The sequence below is a fragment of the Aeromonas sp. R4-3 genome (genome assembly GCF_040908275.1).
Taxonomy (GTDB): Bacteria; Pseudomonadota; Gammaproteobacteria; order Enterobacterales; family Aeromonadaceae; genus Aeromonas; species Aeromonas rivipollensis.
Genome location: NZ_JBFODK010000021.1, coordinates 1 through 16,431, shown reverse-complemented (window position 1 = coordinate 16,431; position 16,431 = coordinate 1). Strand labels below are relative to the sequence as shown.

At 61.7% G+C, this 16,431-nt stretch carries 12 protein-coding genes and 5 tRNA genes; 8 read left to right on the top strand and 9 right to left on the bottom strand.

The features are described from left to right. Positions 1-126 precede the first annotated feature (126 nt). The gene (gene rlmD / locus AB5Y91_RS04630; protein ID WP_368169192.1) at positions 127-1,479 is read right to left on the bottom strand and encodes a 23S rRNA (uracil(1939)-C(5))-methyltransferase RlmD; all 1,353 of its coding nucleotides are present in this window, start codon (positions 1,477-1,479) and stop codon (positions 127-129) included. Positions 1,480-1,713: 234 nt separating this feature from the next. Further along, positions 1,714-3,141 carry an ammonium transporter gene (gene amt, locus AB5Y91_RS04625; protein ID WP_139436913.1) on the bottom strand — a complete coding sequence of 476 codons (1,428 nt, stop codon included), beginning with the start codon at positions 3,139-3,141 and terminating at the stop codon, positions 1,714-1,716. A 560-nt stretch (positions 3,142-3,701) separates the two neighbouring features. Between amt and AB5Y91_RS04620 the strand changes: the two genes are divergently transcribed. Beyond that, positions 3,702-4,070, top strand: coding sequence for a VOC family protein (locus AB5Y91_RS04620; RefSeq protein ID WP_368169191.1), 369 nt, complete (start codon positions 3,702-3,704; stop codon positions 4,068-4,070). 65 nt (positions 4,071-4,135) lie between these two features. On the opposite strand, the gene AB5Y91_RS04615 is transcribed toward AB5Y91_RS04620, so the two are convergent. Then, positions 4,136-4,220, bottom strand: a tRNA-Leu gene (locus AB5Y91_RS04615). Positions 4,221-4,362: 142 nt separating this feature from the next. On the opposite strand from AB5Y91_RS04615, the gene AB5Y91_RS04610 reads away from it, so the two are divergent. Continuing rightward, the gene (locus tag AB5Y91_RS04610; RefSeq protein WP_368169190.1) at positions 4,363-4,881 is read left to right on the top strand and encodes an RDD family protein; all 519 of its coding nucleotides are present in this window, start codon (positions 4,363-4,365) and stop codon (positions 4,879-4,881) included. A gap of 83 nt (positions 4,882-4,964) precedes the next feature. Here the strand turns inward: AB5Y91_RS04610 and lptG are convergent, their stop codons facing one another. Further along, positions 4,965-6,035, bottom strand: coding sequence for an LPS export ABC transporter permease LptG (lptG, locus tag AB5Y91_RS04605; RefSeq protein ID WP_106885041.1), 1,071 nt, complete (start codon positions 6,033-6,035; stop codon positions 4,965-4,967). Positions 6,036-6,060: 25 nt separating this feature from the next. Beyond that, entirely contained in the window at positions 6,061-7,173 is a 1,113-nt protein-coding gene (lptF, locus tag AB5Y91_RS04600; RefSeq protein WP_289978793.1) for an LPS export ABC transporter permease LptF, read from the bottom strand. Between the two features lie 172 nt (positions 7,174-7,345). On the opposite strand from lptF, the gene pepA reads away from it, so the two are divergent. From pepA to pbpG, 6 genes are all read left to right on the top strand, one after another. Further along, a complete protein-coding gene (gene pepA / locus AB5Y91_RS04595; RefSeq protein ID WP_041206455.1) occupies positions 7,346-8,857 on the top strand; it encodes a leucyl aminopeptidase in 1,512 nt (503 codons plus the stop codon). Between the two features lie 249 nt (positions 8,858-9,106). Beyond that, positions 9,107-9,562 (top strand): DNA polymerase III subunit chi, encoded by a 456-nt coding sequence (locus tag AB5Y91_RS04590; RefSeq protein ID WP_025325629.1) that lies wholly within the window; start codon positions 9,107-9,109, stop codon positions 9,560-9,562. Positions 9,563-9,627: 65 nt separating this feature from the next. Next, a complete protein-coding gene (locus AB5Y91_RS04585) occupies positions 9,628-12,480 on the top strand; it encodes a valine--tRNA ligase (protein ID WP_368169189.1) in 2,853 nt (950 codons plus the stop codon). 243 nt (positions 12,481-12,723) lie between these two features. Further along, positions 12,724-14,016 (top strand): hemolysin family protein, encoded by a 1,293-nt coding sequence (locus AB5Y91_RS04580; RefSeq protein WP_025325627.1) that lies wholly within the window; start codon positions 12,724-12,726, stop codon positions 14,014-14,016. An 18-nt stretch (positions 14,017-14,034) separates the two neighbouring features. Then, complete coding sequence (locus tag AB5Y91_RS04575) at positions 14,035-14,700, top strand: DedA family protein (RefSeq protein ID WP_106885044.1); 666 nt, start codon at positions 14,035-14,037, stop codon at positions 14,698-14,700. Positions 14,701-14,837: 137 nt separating this feature from the next. After that, positions 14,838-15,665: a D-alanyl-D-alanine endopeptidase gene (pbpG, locus tag AB5Y91_RS04570; RefSeq protein ID WP_106885045.1), complete on the top strand. Its 828-nt coding sequence runs from the start codon at positions 14,838-14,840 to the stop codon at positions 15,663-15,665. A 380-nt stretch (positions 15,666-16,045) separates the two neighbouring features. Here pbpG and AB5Y91_RS04565 read toward each other — a convergent pair. The 4 genes from AB5Y91_RS04565 to AB5Y91_RS04550 all read right to left on the bottom strand — a co-directional run bounded on the left by AB5Y91_RS04565 (position 16,046) and on the right by AB5Y91_RS04550 (position 16,431). Continuing rightward, a tRNA-Arg gene (locus AB5Y91_RS04565) sits at positions 16,046-16,122 on the bottom strand. 25 nt (positions 16,123-16,147) lie between these two features. Further along, a tRNA-Arg gene (locus tag AB5Y91_RS04560) sits at positions 16,148-16,224 on the bottom strand. Between the two features lie 27 nt (positions 16,225-16,251). Beyond that, a tRNA-Arg gene (locus AB5Y91_RS04555) sits at positions 16,252-16,328 on the bottom strand. Positions 16,329-16,354: 26 nt separating this feature from the next. Then, positions 16,355-16,431 (bottom strand) — tRNA-Arg (locus AB5Y91_RS04550).

The following is a 16,431-nucleotide window of genomic DNA, read 5'->3' as shown; positions in this document are numbered from 1 at the left end:
AGTCGTTTTATCAGAGCCATCTGGCTAATGCCATTGATTCCTTGGCCGGCAGGCTTAGGCAGGCAACGGCCTCGACGCGCATGGCGTGGAGGAGGAACATGCCAACCTCTCCGCGCCAATGCCCGCTCAGCCTTTCGCTGGCAGGCTCAGGCGGGCGACTGCTTCCACGTGCATGGAGTGCGGAAACATGTCCACCGGCTGCACCTCGTCCAGCACGAAGCCCTGCTTGACCAGCCAGGCGAGATCCCGTGCCAGGGTCTGGGGGTTGCAGGAGACATAGACCAGACGGCGCGGCGCCATGGCGACCAGGGTCTGCAGCACCGCCTTGTCACAACCCTTGCGGGGCGGATCCAGCACCACCACATCGGCGGTCACGCCCTGGGCGTGCAGCTCGGGCATCAGTTGCTCGGCCTTGCCCACGTGGAATTCGGTGTGCTCTATGCCGTTCAGGGCGGCGTTGCGGCGGGCATCGCTGATGGCGCTCTCCACCGACTCGATGCCCACCACCTTGGCGGCCTTGCCAGCCAGGAACAGGGAGATGGTGCCTATGCCGCAATAGATGTCGAACACAGTCTCGTTGCCGGTCAGCTCGCTGTATTCCAGCGCCTTGGAGTAGAGCACATCGGTCTGGCTCGGGTTGTTCTGGAAGAAGGAGAGGGGCGAGATCTCGAACGCGAGCTCGTGGATCTTGTCGCGGATCACCCCTTCCCCCAGCAGCACGCGGTTGCTCGTTCCCAGGATGCGGTTGGTGCGCTCGTCATTGATGTTCTGCACTAGCGTGGTGATGGGCAGATCGCTCAGGGCCGCCAGCAGTTCGGCCTCGAAGGGCAGCGCCTCACCCAGGGTCACCAGCACCACCATCAGCTCGCCGCTCTTGAAGCCCTTGCGGGTCATCAGGTTGCGCACGCAGCCGGTGTGGGCCACCTCGTCATAGGCGGCGATGTCGTGCGCGCGCATCCAGCCACGCACCCGGGCATTGAGCTCCACATGCAGGGAGTCCTGCACCGCGCAGTCGTCGGCGGTGATGAGATCATGGGAGTGCTTGCGGTAGAAGCCTATTTCGGCGCCGGCCTCGCTGCCACGCACGGCGTACTGCGCCTTGTTGCGGTAGGCGAACGGGCTGTCCATGCCGAGGATGGTGTTGACCTGGGTCTCACCCAGCCCGACCTGCTCCAGCGCGCTCTGCACCAGGGATTGTTTCAGCTTGAGCTGGGCCGGATAGGCCAGCGGGCGCACCTGGCAGCCGCCGCACTCTGTGTTGGGGCAGAAATCGGGAACCCTGTCGGCGGACGGCTGGGTCAGCTCGACCAGCTTGCCGTGCAGATAGTTCGGCTTGACCTCGGTCAACTCGACCAGCGCCTGCTCACCGGGCAGCAGACCCTCGACAAACAGGGGGCGATCGAACAGGCGACCCTTGCCATCCCCCTTGTCGGTCAGTTCCTGAATATCGATCTGATGTTGGTGTCCCACTAACGGCATGAGCGGCTCCGAAGGCATAGAAGAAAGGGTGGAAGCAGGGCTGACCCGGCTACCCCAAATAAAGGGTGGCAGAGTTTAGCGGAGATCCGGCCAAATTGCAGGCATAAAACATCCCTTGAAGGAAATAACAACGGGTGGGATCTGGGAACTCTGGATGGGCGGCGCCTCATGGGTCGCCATAAAAAAACCGCCGGACAAGGCCGGCGGCAGGTGGTCAACGGTAGCCTGAGGGGATCACAGGCTGTAGGCTTTCTCCCCATGGCTGGTGACATCCAGCCCTTCCCGCTCGGCATCTTCCTTGACCCGCAGGCCAATCAGCAGATCCACCAGCTTGTAGGCCACGGCGGAGACCAGGGCAGTCCATGCCACCGTCACCAGCACACCTATGACCTGGATCTTCACCTGGGTCAGGATGGAGTAGCCCTCGGCCACCTGATTGGTCACATAGTCCCACACCCCGGTGCCACCCAGATCCGGGCTGGCGAACACCCCGGTCAGCACGGCCCCCAGGATGCCGCACACCCCGTGCAGGCCGAACACGTCCAGGCTGTCATCGGCCCCCAGCAGGCGCTTGAGACCATGCACGCCCCACAGACCGGCCACGCCGCTCAGCAGACCTATGATGAGGGCACCACCGACACCGACGAAACCGGCGGCGGGAGTGATGGCCACCAGGCCAGCTACCGCACCGGACACGGCACCCAGCAGGGAAGGACGACCCTTCATCACCCATTCGGCCAAGGTCCAGGAGAGCGCGGCACCGGCCGGCGCCAGCCAGGTGTTGACGAAGGCCAGGGCGGCCGTGCCGTTGGCTTCCAGCGCGGAGCCGGCGTTGAAGCCGAACCAGCCGAACCAGAGCAGGGCGGCCCCTATCATGGTCATGGTCAGGCTGTGGGGAGCCATGGGATCACGACCGTAGCCAACCCGCTTGCCGACCATGAAGGCGCCGACCAGACCGGCAACCGCCGCGTTGATGTGCACCACAGTGCCGCCGGCGAAATCGAGGGCGCCGTGCTGGAACAGATAGCCTGCGGTGGCACCTGCAGCCTCGGCGGCGGCGGCATCCGTGTAGGCATCCGGACCGGCCCAGTACCACACCATGTGCGCCATCGGAATGTAGGCGAAGGTGAACCAGATCACGGCGAACAGCAGCACGGCAGAGAACTTCATCCGCTCGGCGAAGGCACCGACGATGAGCCCGCAGGTGATGGCGGCAAAGGCCCCCTGGAACACCACATAGATGAACTCGCTGATCCCCACCCCCTTGCTGAAGGTGGCGGCGATCGACTCAGGTGTCACCCCGACCAGCAGCAGCTTGTCGAAGGAGCCGTAGAAGGCCCCGCCCTCGGTGAAGGTCAGCGAATAGCCGTAGATGACCCAGAGCACAGTGATCAGGCAGAACAGGGTGAACACCTGCATCAGCACGCTCAGCATGTTCTTGGCACGCACCAGGCCACCGTAGAACAGGGCCAGCCCCGGGATGGACATCAGGATCACCAGGGCGGACGCCAGCATCAGCCAGGTGTTGTCCCCCTTGTTGATGGTCACGGTCGCGGCAGCCTGCACCACCTCGGCCTGCGCGGCCACCTCTTCAGCCCAACCAGGGGCAGCCATGGTGGCGCTCAGCGCCAGCAGGCCAGTCATTACGAGTCTCTTGAACATACAGCCCTCTCCTTGTCGTCCCGGCACCCGGCCGGGTCCATTTCCTGATATGAATGTCAAACTTGGCCACTTGCACGCATCGTCACATCCAGCTTGCCCACCCCCTCGGGCATGACTCGGCGGGCTCTTCATGGCGACCTGGCTTATCTAAAGCATAAAGCAGGCCAAAAAATATAATCCTTTACTTTCAATTGGTTGACTTTGATTGCGCGATTTCATGCACCATATTGGCGCATCCTGCCCACTATCAGTAAGGGGGGCGCACTTCGGCTGTGCAGCGCCGGGCAACTGCACCAAGATGGCACCTGGGCATGCCAAACGGGGGGGATCCCGAGGCAATGGGGGCCTGGCCAGCCCGTTTTGCCCTCGAGATCATTTATTGAACAAATGAAAGATGCGTTTGCATTAAATAATCAAATGATGACAGAGGGGGGAGCTCACCTATCTGAGGGGAAGGAGGGGATCACAAAGGAGGATGCAGCGCCTGATCTGGCCTGCGCCCGATCTTCCGGGCCATACTGGCGCAACCAGGTTTGCCCTGTCACCCGAACGAGGAACCCATGCCCAATCTCACCGTGACCGAAATCAAGGCATTCGTGCCTGCCCGCGACTTCAGCCTCTCCAGGCAGTTCTATCAGGATCTCGGGTTCACCCTGGCCTCCGACGGCGACGGAGTGGCCTACTTCCATTTCGGGCAGGTGAGCTTCCTGCTGCAGGACTATTACCACGAGGCGCTGGCCGAGCACTTCATGATGCATATCCTGGTGGAGGACCTGGCCGCCTGGCGGGCCCAGGTGGAGGCGAGCCAGGTCGCCTCACGCTACGGCGTCAAGGTCACGGAGATTGCCACCCAGCCCTGGCGCATGAAGGAGTTCTGCCTGTACGACCCCTCCGGCGTGCTGTGGCGCATCGCACAAAATATCGACTGAAGGGCCGCGAGCGCAGAAAAACAAAAGGCCATCCGCGAGGATGGCCTTTTGTCTTGGAATCTGAATGGTGCCCGGGGTCGGACTCGAACCGACACGTCTTGCAACGGCGGATTTTGAATCCGCTGCGTCTACCGATTTCGCCACCCGGGCAACTGCGAGGGATTATACGAATGGCGTTTTGGCATGCAAGGTGTTTTTCTTGCGCAGCCACCGTTTGCTCAATTATTCAACGCCTTGCCGATGTTCGGCCAGTTACATAGAATGCCCGCATCATATTAATGGAATAATCATCATGGCCAAGCGCAAGACCCCCTCCTCTCTCCAGTCTCCCCCCCAGCACCAGCACCCTTCGGCCGGCCTGCTGCGGCGCCTGGGTGCCCTGCTCTATGACTACCTGGTGGTCATCGCCTTGCTGATCATCGCCGGTTTCATCGGCATGGGGGTAGCCTACCTGCTGCTGGCCACCGGGATGGCGACAGTCCCCGAGGGCAAGGATGCGGCCTGGCTGCTGACCAGCCCCCTCTACAGCGCCTGGCTCGCCCTGGTGATCTGCGGCTTCTACACCTGGTTCTGGACCCGTGCCGGCCAGACCATAGGCATGCGTGCCTGGCGTCTGCGCATCCAAAATCTGGACGGCAGCAACATTCGCATCACCCAGGCCCTGATCCGGCTCGCGACCTCGGCCTTCGGCCTCGGCAACCTGATGTGCGTGTTCAATCGCGAGCGGCCCCGCGCCTTCCAGGACATCTGGGCCGAGTGTGAAGTGGTGGTGCTCAGCAAGCAGGAGAACCTGGAGCAGCTGAACAAGTGACCCAGTGAGTACGAGATGAGAAACAAGAAGGGCACCCACTGGGTGCCCTTCTTGTTTCTTGTCGTCTCACACCACAGACAGTGTCACTGCTTGCGGCTCAGGATGTAGAAGGAGATGCCGCCAAACAGCAGACTGGGGGCTATGGCCGCAAGGATGGGTGGCACCGCATACACCAGGCTGACGGGGCCGAATACCCGATCGCTCACATAGACGGCGAAGCCGGTCATGATCCCCATCAGCATCCGGGCCCCCATGCTCACCGAGCGCAGCGGGCCGAAGATGAAGGAAGAGGCGAGCAAAATCATGGCCACCACAGAGAGCGGCGACAGCAGCTTGCGCCACATCTCCAGCTTGTAGCGCCCGGCATCCTGCTTGTTGGCATCCAGATAGCCGATATAGTCCCGCAGTCCCGAGATAGGCAGGTTCTCGGGGTCTATGCTCACCACCCCCAGCTGTTTGGGGGTCAGCTCGGACTGCCACGCCATCTCGGCATGTTTCTCGTCAAGGATCTGCTTGGGATCGTCGAAACGGGTGATGTGCACCTGCTTGAGCAGCCAGTGATGCTGCTCGAACACCCCCTCCTGCGCCTGGACCACGTCGATCAGGTTGCGAGACGGGGTGAAACGATACAGGGTGATGCCGGTCAGGGCGCCGTCGTTGCGCACCCCGTTGATGTTGACGAAGTTATTGCCATCCCGCGCCCAGACCCCGTAGGCCGAGACGGTCAACCGCCCTTCCGACATGGCGCCCGCCTTGATGTCATCCGCCATCCGCTTGGCGGCCGGGGCCACGTATTCGCCCATCAGGCCTACCAGCAGCATCAGGGGGATGGCCGTCTTGAGCGCCGCCATGACGATGCTGATCTTGGAGCGGCCCGATGCCTGCATCACCACCAGCTCGGAGCTGGTCGCCAGCTGGCCGAGGCCAATGAGGCCCCCCAGCAAGGCCGCCAGGGGGAAGAAGAGCACCGCCTCCTTGGGCATGGAGAGCAGCACGAAGTAGAGGGCGTTGAGCATGTCGTAGTTGCCCTCCCCCACGGCCCTGAGCTGCTCCACATATTTGATGAGCGCCGCCAGCCCGACCAGGGTCAGTTCGCACAGCAGGATCGACATGAAGATGACCCGACCGATGTATCTATCGAGAATGCCGAACATCAGCAGAAACTCCTATGTTGCAGCATCATGCTGACTTGCCTTTGAAAAAGTGGCCCTTGACCCCGTTCCACCAGCTGGTGCCCTGCAGGTTGAGCGGCACCCCGATCAGCAGCAGATAAATCAGCGGCACCAGGAACATGCCGGGCCAGTGGGGCAGACGCCCGCTGTCGATGGCCGAACGAGCGGCACTGAGCAGCAGGAAATAGGAGAGATAGAGCAGTATGGCCGGCAGCAGCTTGGCATAACGCCCCTGCCGGGGGTTGACCCGGGCCAATGGCACCACCAGGAAGGTGAGCACCAGGATGGAGAAGGGCAGCGACAGCCGCCACTGTAACTCGGCCATCAACTGGTTGTCCTGGGTGCCGAGCAATTCCAGGGTCGGCTTGGCCGCCGCCTTGCGGTTGGATCGCTCCATCTCCTGCTGACGGATCACCAGGCTGTATTCGCTGAAATCGGAGACCTGGAACTGCTTGCCGGTGAACTGGCCCTCGTAGCGGGAGCCATCCTTCAGGGTCAGCCACTGCAAGCCGTTGCTGTCGGCCGTCACCTGCCCCTCGTTGGCCACCACCACTGAAGGGGGCGAGCCCCCTTCGGCGCGCTGCAGCACGAAGATCTTCTGCAGCTCGGAGCCCTTGTCGTTCAGATCCTGGATGTAGGCCACCAGGCGTCCCTTGTCGAGCTCCATGAAGCGACCGGCCTGCAGGAAGGAGATACCCGGATCGGCCTTGAACTCGTCGATCACCTGGTACTCGCGCTCCTTGGCCTGGGGGGCAATCCAGCCGGTGTTGAAGGCCGCCACGGCGGCCGTCAGCAGGGCCAGCAGCAGGGCGCTGCCCATCACGAAACGGTGGCTGAAGCCCACCGCATGCATCACCGTCATCTCGCTTTCCGCATACAAACGACCGTGAGCAAACAGAATGGCTAAAAACAGACTGATAGGCAGCATCAACAGGGCCATATTCGGCAGGTTGAGCAGCAGCAGGGTGGAAACCAGGCGCGTCGGCACCTCGCCATCGGCGGCGTCGCCGATGATCTGGATAAATTGCTGGCTGACGAAGATAAGCAGCAGTACGAACAGCACCGCCAGCTGGGTTTTCAGGGTCTCCCTGAACAAATATCGGAAAACGATCACAGTCATTCCCAAGTAAACTTGTGTTTTTAGTCGAATGCCTGAAAAATAGGGCCCTATATTGGATTTTTACCAGTTTGAACTGCGGAGCCTGTGGCTGTTCGCTCCGCCTCTGATACCCCAACAAGCACCGCATTATTCAATAAATGGTGCCTTTTGTCTTTAGGATGTAGGAGATTCCATGGAGTTCAGTGTAAAGAGTGGCAGTCCTGAGAAGCAACGCAGCGCCTGCGTCGTGGTCGGCGTATTTGAGCCTCGCCGCCTCTCTCCGGTTGCCGAACAGCTGGACAAGATCAGCGACGGCTACCTCAGCTCGCTGCTGCGCCGCGGCGATCTGGAAGGCAAACCAGGCCAGATGCTGTTGCTGCATCAAGTACCGGGCGTGCTCAGCGAGCGCGTACTGCTGGTCGGTTGCGGCAAGGAGCGGGAACTCGACGAACGCCAGTACAAGCAGATCATCAACAAGACCATCACCACCCTGAACGAGACCGGGTCCATGGAAGCCGTCTGCTTCCTGACCGAGCTGCACGTCAAGGGCCGGGATACCTACTGGAAGGTGCGTCAGGCGGTGGAAACCACCAAGGCGGGCCTCTACAGCTTCGATCAGTTCAAGACTAACAAGGCCGAGCCGCGCCGCCCGTTGCGCAAGCTGGTATTCAACGTGCCGACGCGTCGGGAACTGACCATAGGCGAGCGCGCCATCACCCACGGCCTGGCCGTGGCCAAAGGGGTGCGCATCTGCCGCGACGTGGCGAACATGCCGCCCAACGTCTGCAATCCGGCCTACCTCGCCTCCCAGGCCCGCCGTCTGGCGGATGCCTATGACAACATCACCACCAAGGTGATAGGCGAGCAGGAGATGGCCGAACTCGGCATGAACTCCTACCTGGCGGTGGCCCGCGGCTCCGAGAACGAAGCCATGATGGCCATCATAGAGTACAAGGGCAACGCCGATGCCAAGCCCATAGTGCTGGTGGGCAAGGGGCTGACCTTCGATTCGGGCGGCATCTCCATCAAGCCGGCAGACGGCATGGACGAGATGAAGTACGACATGGGCGGCGCCGCCTCCGTGCTCGGCACCATGCACGCCCTGGCCCAGTTGCAGTTGCCCATCAACGTCATCGGCGTGCTGGCGGGCTGCGAGAACATGCCGGGCGGCAACGCCTATCGCCCGGGTGACATCCTCACCACCATGTCCGGCCAGACCGTCGAGGTGCTCAACACCGACGCCGAGGGCCGCCTGGTGCTGTGTGATGCCCTCACCTATGTGGATCGCTACGATCCCGAAACCGTCATCGACGTGGCGACCCTGACTGGCGCCTGCATCATAGCCCTGGGTCACCACACCTCGGGTCTGCTGGCCAACCACAACCCCCTGGCCCACGAGCTGCTCAACGCCTCCGAGCAGGCTGGCGATCGCGCCTGGCGCCTGCCGCTGTTCGACGAGTATCAGGAACAGCTGGAAAGCCCGTTTGCCGACATGGCCAACATAGGCGGCCGCCCGGCCGGCACCATCACGGCCGCCGCCTTCCTGTCGCGCTTCACCAAGAAGTACAACTGGGCTCACCTCGACATCGCAGGGACCGCCTGGAAGAGCGGCAAGGATAAAGGCTCCACCGGTCGCCCCGTGCCCCTGCTGACCCAGTTCCTGCTCAATCGAGCCGGCGTGGCAGACGTTGAGGATAAAGAGTAAAACCATCCTTGCCCGACAGTCCGTTGCCCCTGCCGAGCCAGCATTTTCCTGCTCAATCGAGCCGGCGTGGCGGATGTCGAAGACAAGGAGTAACCCCTCTCTTCGGATGCCCGCATCAGGGGAGTGGTACCACAAGGAAGAGGCCTGCCTCTTCCTTGTTTCATTGAGAGAATCCGGGAAGACCGTGCCTGGCACGGCTCCCCGCAGACGGCCAATCGCTGTCCGTCACAGCCAAACGGGACCAACCTGATGAGCCAAGTGACCTTTTACCTGATGAGTGAGCCGGACGACGCGCAGGCGTCTGCGGTCGAACGCCTCGCCTGCCAGCTGGCGGCCGATGGCTGGAGTGCCGGCCACCTCTATCTGTTTTGCAACGACGAGGCCCAGGCCCTGCGCCTGGACGAGCTGTTGTGGCAACTGCCACCGGATCGTTTCGTGCCGCACCAGTTGCAGGGGGAGAGCGGTCAGGCCCCGGTGGAGATAGGCCATCAGCCACCGAAACGGCGCTATGCCCGCCTCATCAACCTGGCCGAGCAGACACCTTTGTTTGCAGGACACTTCGCTCAAGTGGTAGATTTTGTCCCCACTGACGAAACGCAAAAGCAGCAAGCCCGCGAGCGCTACAAGCACTATCGCCAGGCGGGCCACACCCTCGAAATGAGGGATCAGCCCGTCCTTGCCGCACCGGATCCGGCGCAGCCCTGACTGCGCCACCCTCGATCCACGACGACTCAACACCAGACTCCATCCATCCAGAATACGGCGAGACCATGGAAAAGACTTTTAATCACAACGCCATCGAACAGGCGCTCTATCAGCACTGGGAAGCCCAGGGTTACTTCAAGCCCCACGGCGACACCAGCAAAGACTCCTTCTGCATCATGATCCCGCCGCCGAACGTCACCGGTAGCCTGCACATGGGTCACGCCTTCCAGCAGACCCTGATGGACACCCTGATCCGTTACAACCGCATGCAGGGCAAGAACACCCTGTGGCAGGCGGGCACAGACCACGCCGGTATCGCTACCCAGATGGTGGTTGAGCGCAAGATCGCCGCCGAAGAGGGCAAGACCCGCCACGACTACGGCCGTGATGCCTTCATCGACAAGATCTGGCAGTGGAAGGAAGAGTCCGGCGGCACCATCACCCGCCAGATGCGCCGCCTCGGCGACTCCGTGGACTGGGAGCGCGAGCGCTTCACCATGGATGAGGGCCTCTCGGCGGCCGTGCAGGAAGTCTTCGTGCGTCTGTATGAAGATGGCCTGATGTACCGCGGCAAGCGTCTGGTGAACTGGGATCCCAAGCTCAACACCGCCATCTCCGATCTGGAAGTGGAAAACCGCGAGATCAAGGGCCACATGTGGCACCTTCGTTACCCGCTGGCCAACGGCGCCAAGACCGCCGAAGGCCAGGATCACCTGATCGTCGCCACCACCCGTCCGGAAACCATGCTGGGTGACACCGCGGTCGCCGTGAACCCGGAAGACCCCCGCTACAAGGCGCTGATCGGCCAGCACATACTGCTGCCGCTGGTGAACCGTCTGATCCCCATAGTCGCCGACGAACACGCCGACATGGAGAAGGGCACCGGCTGCGTGAAGATCACCCCGGCCCACGACTTCAACGACAACGAAGTGGGCAAGCGCCACAACCTGCCGATGATCAACATCTTCACCCTGGACGCCCATGTGCGTGCCGAGGCCGAAGTGGTCGACACCAACGGCAACCCCAGCACCGCCTATGACGCCGCCCTGCCGAGCGAGTTCGCCGGCATGGAGCGCTTCGCCGCCCGCAAGGCCATAGTCGCCAGGCTGGACGAGCTGGGCCTCCTGGCCGAGATCAAGGATCACGTGCTGCAGCAGCCCTACGGCGATCGCGGCGGCGTGCCCATCGAGCCCATGCTGACCGACCAGTGGTACGTGCGCGTGGCACCCATGGCCAAGACCGCCATCGAGGCGGTGGAAGATGGCCGTATCCAGTTCGTGCCCAAGCAGTACGAGAACATGTACTTCTCCTGGATGCGCGACATTCAGGACTGGTGCGTCTCCCGTCAGCTGTGGTGGGGTCACCGCATCCCGGCCTGGTATGACGACGCCGGCAACGTCTACGTGGGCCGTGACGAGGCGGAAGTGCGTGCCAAGCACAGCATCCCGTCCGTGACCACACTGCGTCAGGACGAAGACGTGCTCGACACCTGGTTCAGCTCCGCCCTGTGGACCTTCTCCACCCTGGGCTGGCCGAACAACACAGAGGCGCTCAAGACCTTCCACCCGACCGACGTGCTGATGAGCGGCTTCGACATCATCTTCTTCTGGATTGCCCGGATGATCATGATGACCATGCACTTCATCAAGGACGAGAACGGCCAGCCGCAGGTACCGTTCAAGACCGTCTACATCACCGGCCTGATCCGCGATGAAGAAGGGCAGAAGATGTCCAAGTCCAAGGGCAACGTGCTGGATCCCCTCGACATGATCGACGGCATCTCCCTGGAGGATCTGCTGGAGAAGCGCACCGGCAACATGATGCAGCCGCAGATGGCCGAGAAGATCGGCAAGCGCACCGCCAAGCAGTTCCCGGAAGGGATCGAGGCCCACGGCACCGACGCCCTGCGCTTCACCCTGGCGGCGCTGGCCAGCACAGGTCGTGACATCAACTGGGACATGAAGCGCCTGGACGGCTACAACAACTTCTGCAACAAGCTGTGGAACGCCTCCCGCTATGTGCTGATGAACACCGAAGATCAGGATTGTGGGCTGCACGGCGGCGAGATGCAGTTCAGCCTGGCGGATCGCTGGATCCAGTCCCAGCTGCAGGTGGCCATCCGCGACTTCCGCACCGCGCTCGATACCTATCGCTTCGATATCGCGGCCGGCGTGCTGTACGAGTTTATCTGGAACCAGTTCTGCGACTGGTATCTGGAGCTGACCAAGCCGGTACTGGGCAAGGGCTCGGAGGCCGAGCAGCGTGCCACCCGTCACACCCTGGTGACTGTGCTGGAGACCCTGCTGCGTCTGGCGCACCCCATCATCCCCTTCATCACCGAGACCATCTGGAAGTCGGTAGCCCCGCTGGCCGGTGTCAACGCCGACACTATAATGCTGCAGGCCTTCCCGGAGTTCGATGCCGCCAAGGTAGACGATGCCGCCATGGCGGATCAGGAGTGGGTGAAGGAGTTCATCGTCGGCATCCGCAACATCCGCGCCGAGATGAACGTGGCGCCGAGCGTCGCCCTCAACGTGCTGCTCAAATGCGATGGCAAGGATAGCCAGCGCGCCGGTGACAACGAGGCCTTCCTCAAGTCCCTGGCCCGTCTGGAGTCCATCCGCGTGCTGGCGGACGGCGACGTCGCTCCCCTGTCGGTGAAGAAGCTGATCGGTGCCACCGAGCTGATGATCCCGATGGCGGGTCTCATCGACAAGGAGGCCGAACTGGCCCGTCTGGCCAAAGAGGTTGCCCGTCTGGTCGGTGAGTGCGGCCGTATCGAAGGCAAGCTCGGCAACGAGGCCTTCGTCGCCAAGGCGCCGGACGCCGTCATCGCCAAGGAGCGCGAGAAGCTGGAAGATTACCGTCTCCAGCTGACCAAGCTGGAAGCCCAGCAGGCCGAGATCGCCGCGCTCTAAGTGGCCCTCGCCAGTCCAAAAAGCCCCCGTCTATCGGGGGCTTTTCATTTTCCGCCCCCGGATGACAAGCCCGCTTATATAGTCCCGCTGCCAATCTGACGACGAGTCCGTTCAGGGCTGATGCCCTCTTGTCATGGATGGAATTGAAAAATTCACGGACCAAATCACTTCCTTTCACAAGCGCATCGCCCGCAAATTCATTACACTGCCAGCGATCTTTTCTACCGGGAGTGCTGCTGCAGTATGGAAATATTGATCCTGCTTGGATTGATTTTGCTCAATGGCGTCTTCGCCATGTCGGAAATCGCCATCGTCACCGCACGCAAGGCCCGTCTCAGCAAGATGGCCAGCGAGGGGAGCCGCTCTGCCGCCATAGCCCTCAAGCTGGGGGAGAATCCGACCCATTTCCTCTCCGCCGTCCAGATCGGCATCACCAGCATAGGCCTGCTCAACGGCATCTACGGTGAGTCGCTGCTGGCCCAGCCCTTCGCGCAGTGGTTGCAGGAGTGGGGCCTATCTCCCAAGAGCAGCAGCCTGCTCGCCACCGTGATTGTCGTGGTGCTGGTGACCTACCTCTCCATCGTCGTGGGGGAACTGGTGCCCAAGCGCCTCGGTCAGCTCAGTGCCGAGCGCATCGCCTGTCTGGTGGCCCGCCCCATGCTCTGGCTGGCGACCCTGACCCGTCCCTTCGTCTGGCTGCTGTCCGCCTCCACCCACGCCAGCCTGCGCCTGCTGCGGGTCGATCAGAACAACAGCAACAACGTCACCCAGGAGGAGATCCACGCCATGCTGGTAGAGGGCTCCGAAGCCGGCGTGATCGAAGACCACGAACACACCATGCTGCGCAATGTGTTCCGCCTCGACGAACGCAGCCTCTCCTCCCTGATGGTGCCCCGCAGCGACATCCGCTACCTGGATCTCTCTCTGCCGCTGGAGACCAACCTGCAGCGCCTGGTGGAGTATCGCCACAGCTTCTTCCCGGTCTGCGACGGCAGCCTCTCTGATCTGGTGGGCATACTCAACGTCAGCAAGGTGCTGCATGCCTACATCAAGGGGGAGCCCATCGATCTGGCGGCCCTCACCCAGGATGGCAGCCTGCTGCCGGAGACCCTCAACGGCCTGGAGCTGCTCAACCACTTCCGCGCCCACGCCGAACACATGGTGCTGGTGGTGGATGAATACGGCGAGCTGCAGGGGCTGGTCACCCAGCAGGATCTGCTGGAGACGCTGGCGGGCGACTTCCAGCAGGAAGATGGGGAGGACAACTGGGCCTTCCAGCGTGCCGATGGCAGCTGGCTGCTCGACGGCCTGATCCCGCTGCCGGAATTGAAGGACTGTCTGGAACTGGTTCGCCTGCCGGAAGAAGAAAAACATCACTATCACACCCTCGGAGGGCTTATCATGCTGCTCCTTGGCCGCCTTCCCCAGACCGGAGACCTGGTCACCCTGGAACAGTGGCAACTGGAAATCGTGGATATGGACGGCCTGCGCATCGACAAGGTGCTTGCCATGCCCTTGACCGACCAACCCAGCTAACCTGCGGAGTTTGCATGTATGGAGCAGTTTTACCACCTGGCTCACGCCTTCATTAATCAGGATCTGGCGACCCTGTCCGACCCCAACATGGTCTTCATGGTCTACATAGTCCTGCTGACCTTCCTGGTGCTGGAAAATGGCTTCATCCCGACCGCCTTCCTGCCCGGTGACACCCTGCTTATCCTGACCGGCGTGCTCATCTATCAGGGGGTACTGCCGCTCGCTGTCGTCCCGTTGCTGATCCTGGCCACCTTCGTCGGCACCTGGCTAGGCTACATGCAGGGGCGCTTCCTCGGCCACACCCAGATGTACCACAGGCTGATGTCCCACCTGGATGAGAAGCACAAGGAGAAGGTGCACTACCTGCTCAACAAGTACGGCATCATCACCCTGATCACCGCTCGCTACATCGCCTTCGTGCGCACCGCCTATCCCTACATCGTCGGCGCCAACGAGATACCCCAGGGTCGCTTCCTGGTGGTCAACCTCATCAGCTCCATCATGTGGATCTGCCCCCTGGTCGGGCTGGGTTACTACCTGAGCCACACCAAGCTGGCCGCGCAGTATGAGTCCCAGTTCCTCAGCATCATCCTCTGCCTGCCGCTGGTGCTGCTGGTGGGCGGCTTGATAGCGCTGGTCTGGCGCTGGCTGAGCAGACGCAAGGTCCACATCTCCAGGGATTGAGAGAAATCACAGGGGTCGCCGGCAGGCGGCCCTTTTTTATGGAAAATAGTGACGAATTCCACCCTCCCGCTCTTGTAAAGCGAGGGCAAAAATGAGTGAATCTAGCGCCTTTTTTCGCTGTGGATGGAGTCGGTTGTATGGGGTGTCGGATTCGCGCAATCGCGCTGGTATGTGGATTGATAGGACTGCTAGGATCGCAGGCAGCCCTGGCGGCGCCCAACCCGGCCAAACTGCAGATCAAGTCGGGCAGTGCCCTGGTCATGGACATCAACACGGGCAAGACCCTCTATCAGAAGAACCCTGCCCAGGTGCGCCCCATCGCCTCCCTCACCAAGCTGATGACGGCACTGGTGGTGCTGGATGCGCGCCAGAACCTCAATCAGACCCTGACCATAGATCAGAACGACAGGGACAACATCAAGCACACCTACTCCCGGGTCCGTTTCGGTACCAAGGTGAGCCGTCGCGATGCCCTGCACCTGGCGCTGATGTCCTCCGAGAATCGCATGGCTTCTGCCCTCGCCCGCCACTACCCGGGTGGCCGCTCGGCCTTCATTCGCGCCATGAACAACAAGGCCAGGCAACTCGGCATGCGCAACAGCCGATTCTACGACTCCACCGGTCTGTCGACCCGCAACGTCTCCACCGCCCGGGATCTCGCCAAGCTCATCACAGCCGCCTATCGCCAGCCGCTGATCCGCCAGTTCACCCAGGACACCAACAAGGAGATGCGCTTCAGCACGCCGGCCTACAGCCTGATGTTCAACAATACCAATCCCCTGGTGAAGAACCCGGACTGGGACGTGCGCCTCTCCAAGACCGGCTACACCGACGAGGCGGGCCGCTGCCTGCTGATGCGCGCCAAGCCGGACCGTCAGGAGCTCGCCATAGTGCTGCTCAACTCTGTGGGCAAACGCACCCCGATCGGCGATGCCAACCGCATTCGCAAATGGCTGAAGAGCTGAGTGAACGATTCAAGTAAAAAAGGATGCCTCGGCATCCTTTTTTGTTGCCCGCCAAAGGCCCCTGCCGGCCGCCAAGGCGTTTAACGTCCAGAGCCTGGGTCCATGCCACCCTCGTGATGCCAGCGGGCACAGAGCGCACCTGCAGCAGCGCCTGTGTGTGGCTGGAGGTGGGCATGGGGCGGGGATGACAAGACGCCGAGTAGCAGGGCCTGATAGGGATCGGGGGGAAGATAGGACGACGACGAGGAGTGATGTGGCGGGAACGGCAAGCGTCGTTCAATGCGGCGGCACATCAACCGCCATCAGGGCAGCAGAGCTCCACGGCCGGGGGAATAGCGCCCATAAAAAAACAGCCCCGACTGACGTCGAGGCTGTCTGTATGGTGCGCCCGAGAGGATTCGAACCTCTGACCACCTGGTTCGTAGCCAGGTACTCTATCCAGCTGAGCTACGGGCGCTCATCAACTTTTAGTACTGCTAAAATGGTGCGCCCGAGAGGATTCGAACCTCTGACCACCTGGTTCGTAGCCAGGTACTCTATCCAGCTGAGCTACGGGCGCTCACAAACTTTTGTGTACTGCCTAAAATGGTGCGCCCGAGAGGATTCGAACCTCTGACCACCTGGTTCGTAGCCAGGTACTCTATCCAGCTGAGCTACGGGCGCTCATAAATCGTTGATTTCACTTTAAATGGTGCGCCCGAGAGGATTCGAACCTCTGACCACCTGGTTCGTAGCCAGGTACTCTATCCAGCTGAGCTACGGGCGC

What these genes read in the sequence shown, in the direction of transcription:
- AB5Y91_RS04580 (WP_025325627.1), top strand. Translation starts at nt 12,724, where the DNA reads ATGGAAATATTGATCCTGCTTGGATTGATTTTGCTCAATGGCGTCTTC.
- pbpG (WP_106885045.1), top strand. Translation starts at nt 14,838, where the DNA reads ATGGGGTGTCGGATTCGCGCAATCGCGCTGGTATGTGGATTGATAGGA.
- pepA (WP_041206455.1), top strand. Translation starts at nt 7,346, where the DNA reads ATGGAGTTCAGTGTAAAGAGTGGCAGTCCTGAGAAGCAACGCAGCGCC.
- rlmD (WP_368169192.1), bottom strand. Translation starts at nt 1,479, where the DNA reads ATGCCGTTAGTGGGACACCAACATCAGATCGATATTCAGGAACTGACC.
- AB5Y91_RS04585 (WP_368169189.1), top strand. Translation starts at nt 9,628, where the DNA reads ATGGAAAAGACTTTTAATCACAACGCCATCGAACAGGCGCTCTATCAG.
- AB5Y91_RS04620 (WP_368169191.1), top strand. Translation starts at nt 3,702, where the DNA reads ATGCCCAATCTCACCGTGACCGAAATCAAGGCATTCGTGCCTGCCCGC.
- lptF (WP_289978793.1), bottom strand. Translation starts at nt 7,173, where the DNA reads ATGACTGTGATCGTTTTCCGATATTTGTTCAGGGAGACCCTGAAAACC.
- AB5Y91_RS04575 (WP_106885044.1), top strand. Translation starts at nt 14,035, where the DNA reads ATGGAGCAGTTTTACCACCTGGCTCACGCCTTCATTAATCAGGATCTG.
- AB5Y91_RS04590 (WP_025325629.1), top strand. Translation starts at nt 9,107, where the DNA reads ATGAGCCAAGTGACCTTTTACCTGATGAGTGAGCCGGACGACGCGCAG.
- lptG (WP_106885041.1), bottom strand. Translation starts at nt 6,035, where the DNA reads ATGTTCGGCATTCTCGATAGATACATCGGTCGGGTCATCTTCATGTCG.
- AB5Y91_RS04610 (WP_368169190.1), top strand. Translation starts at nt 4,363, where the DNA reads ATGGCCAAGCGCAAGACCCCCTCCTCTCTCCAGTCTCCCCCCCAGCAC.
- amt (WP_139436913.1), bottom strand. Translation starts at nt 3,141, where the DNA reads ATGTTCAAGAGACTCGTAATGACTGGCCTGCTGGCGCTGAGCGCCACC.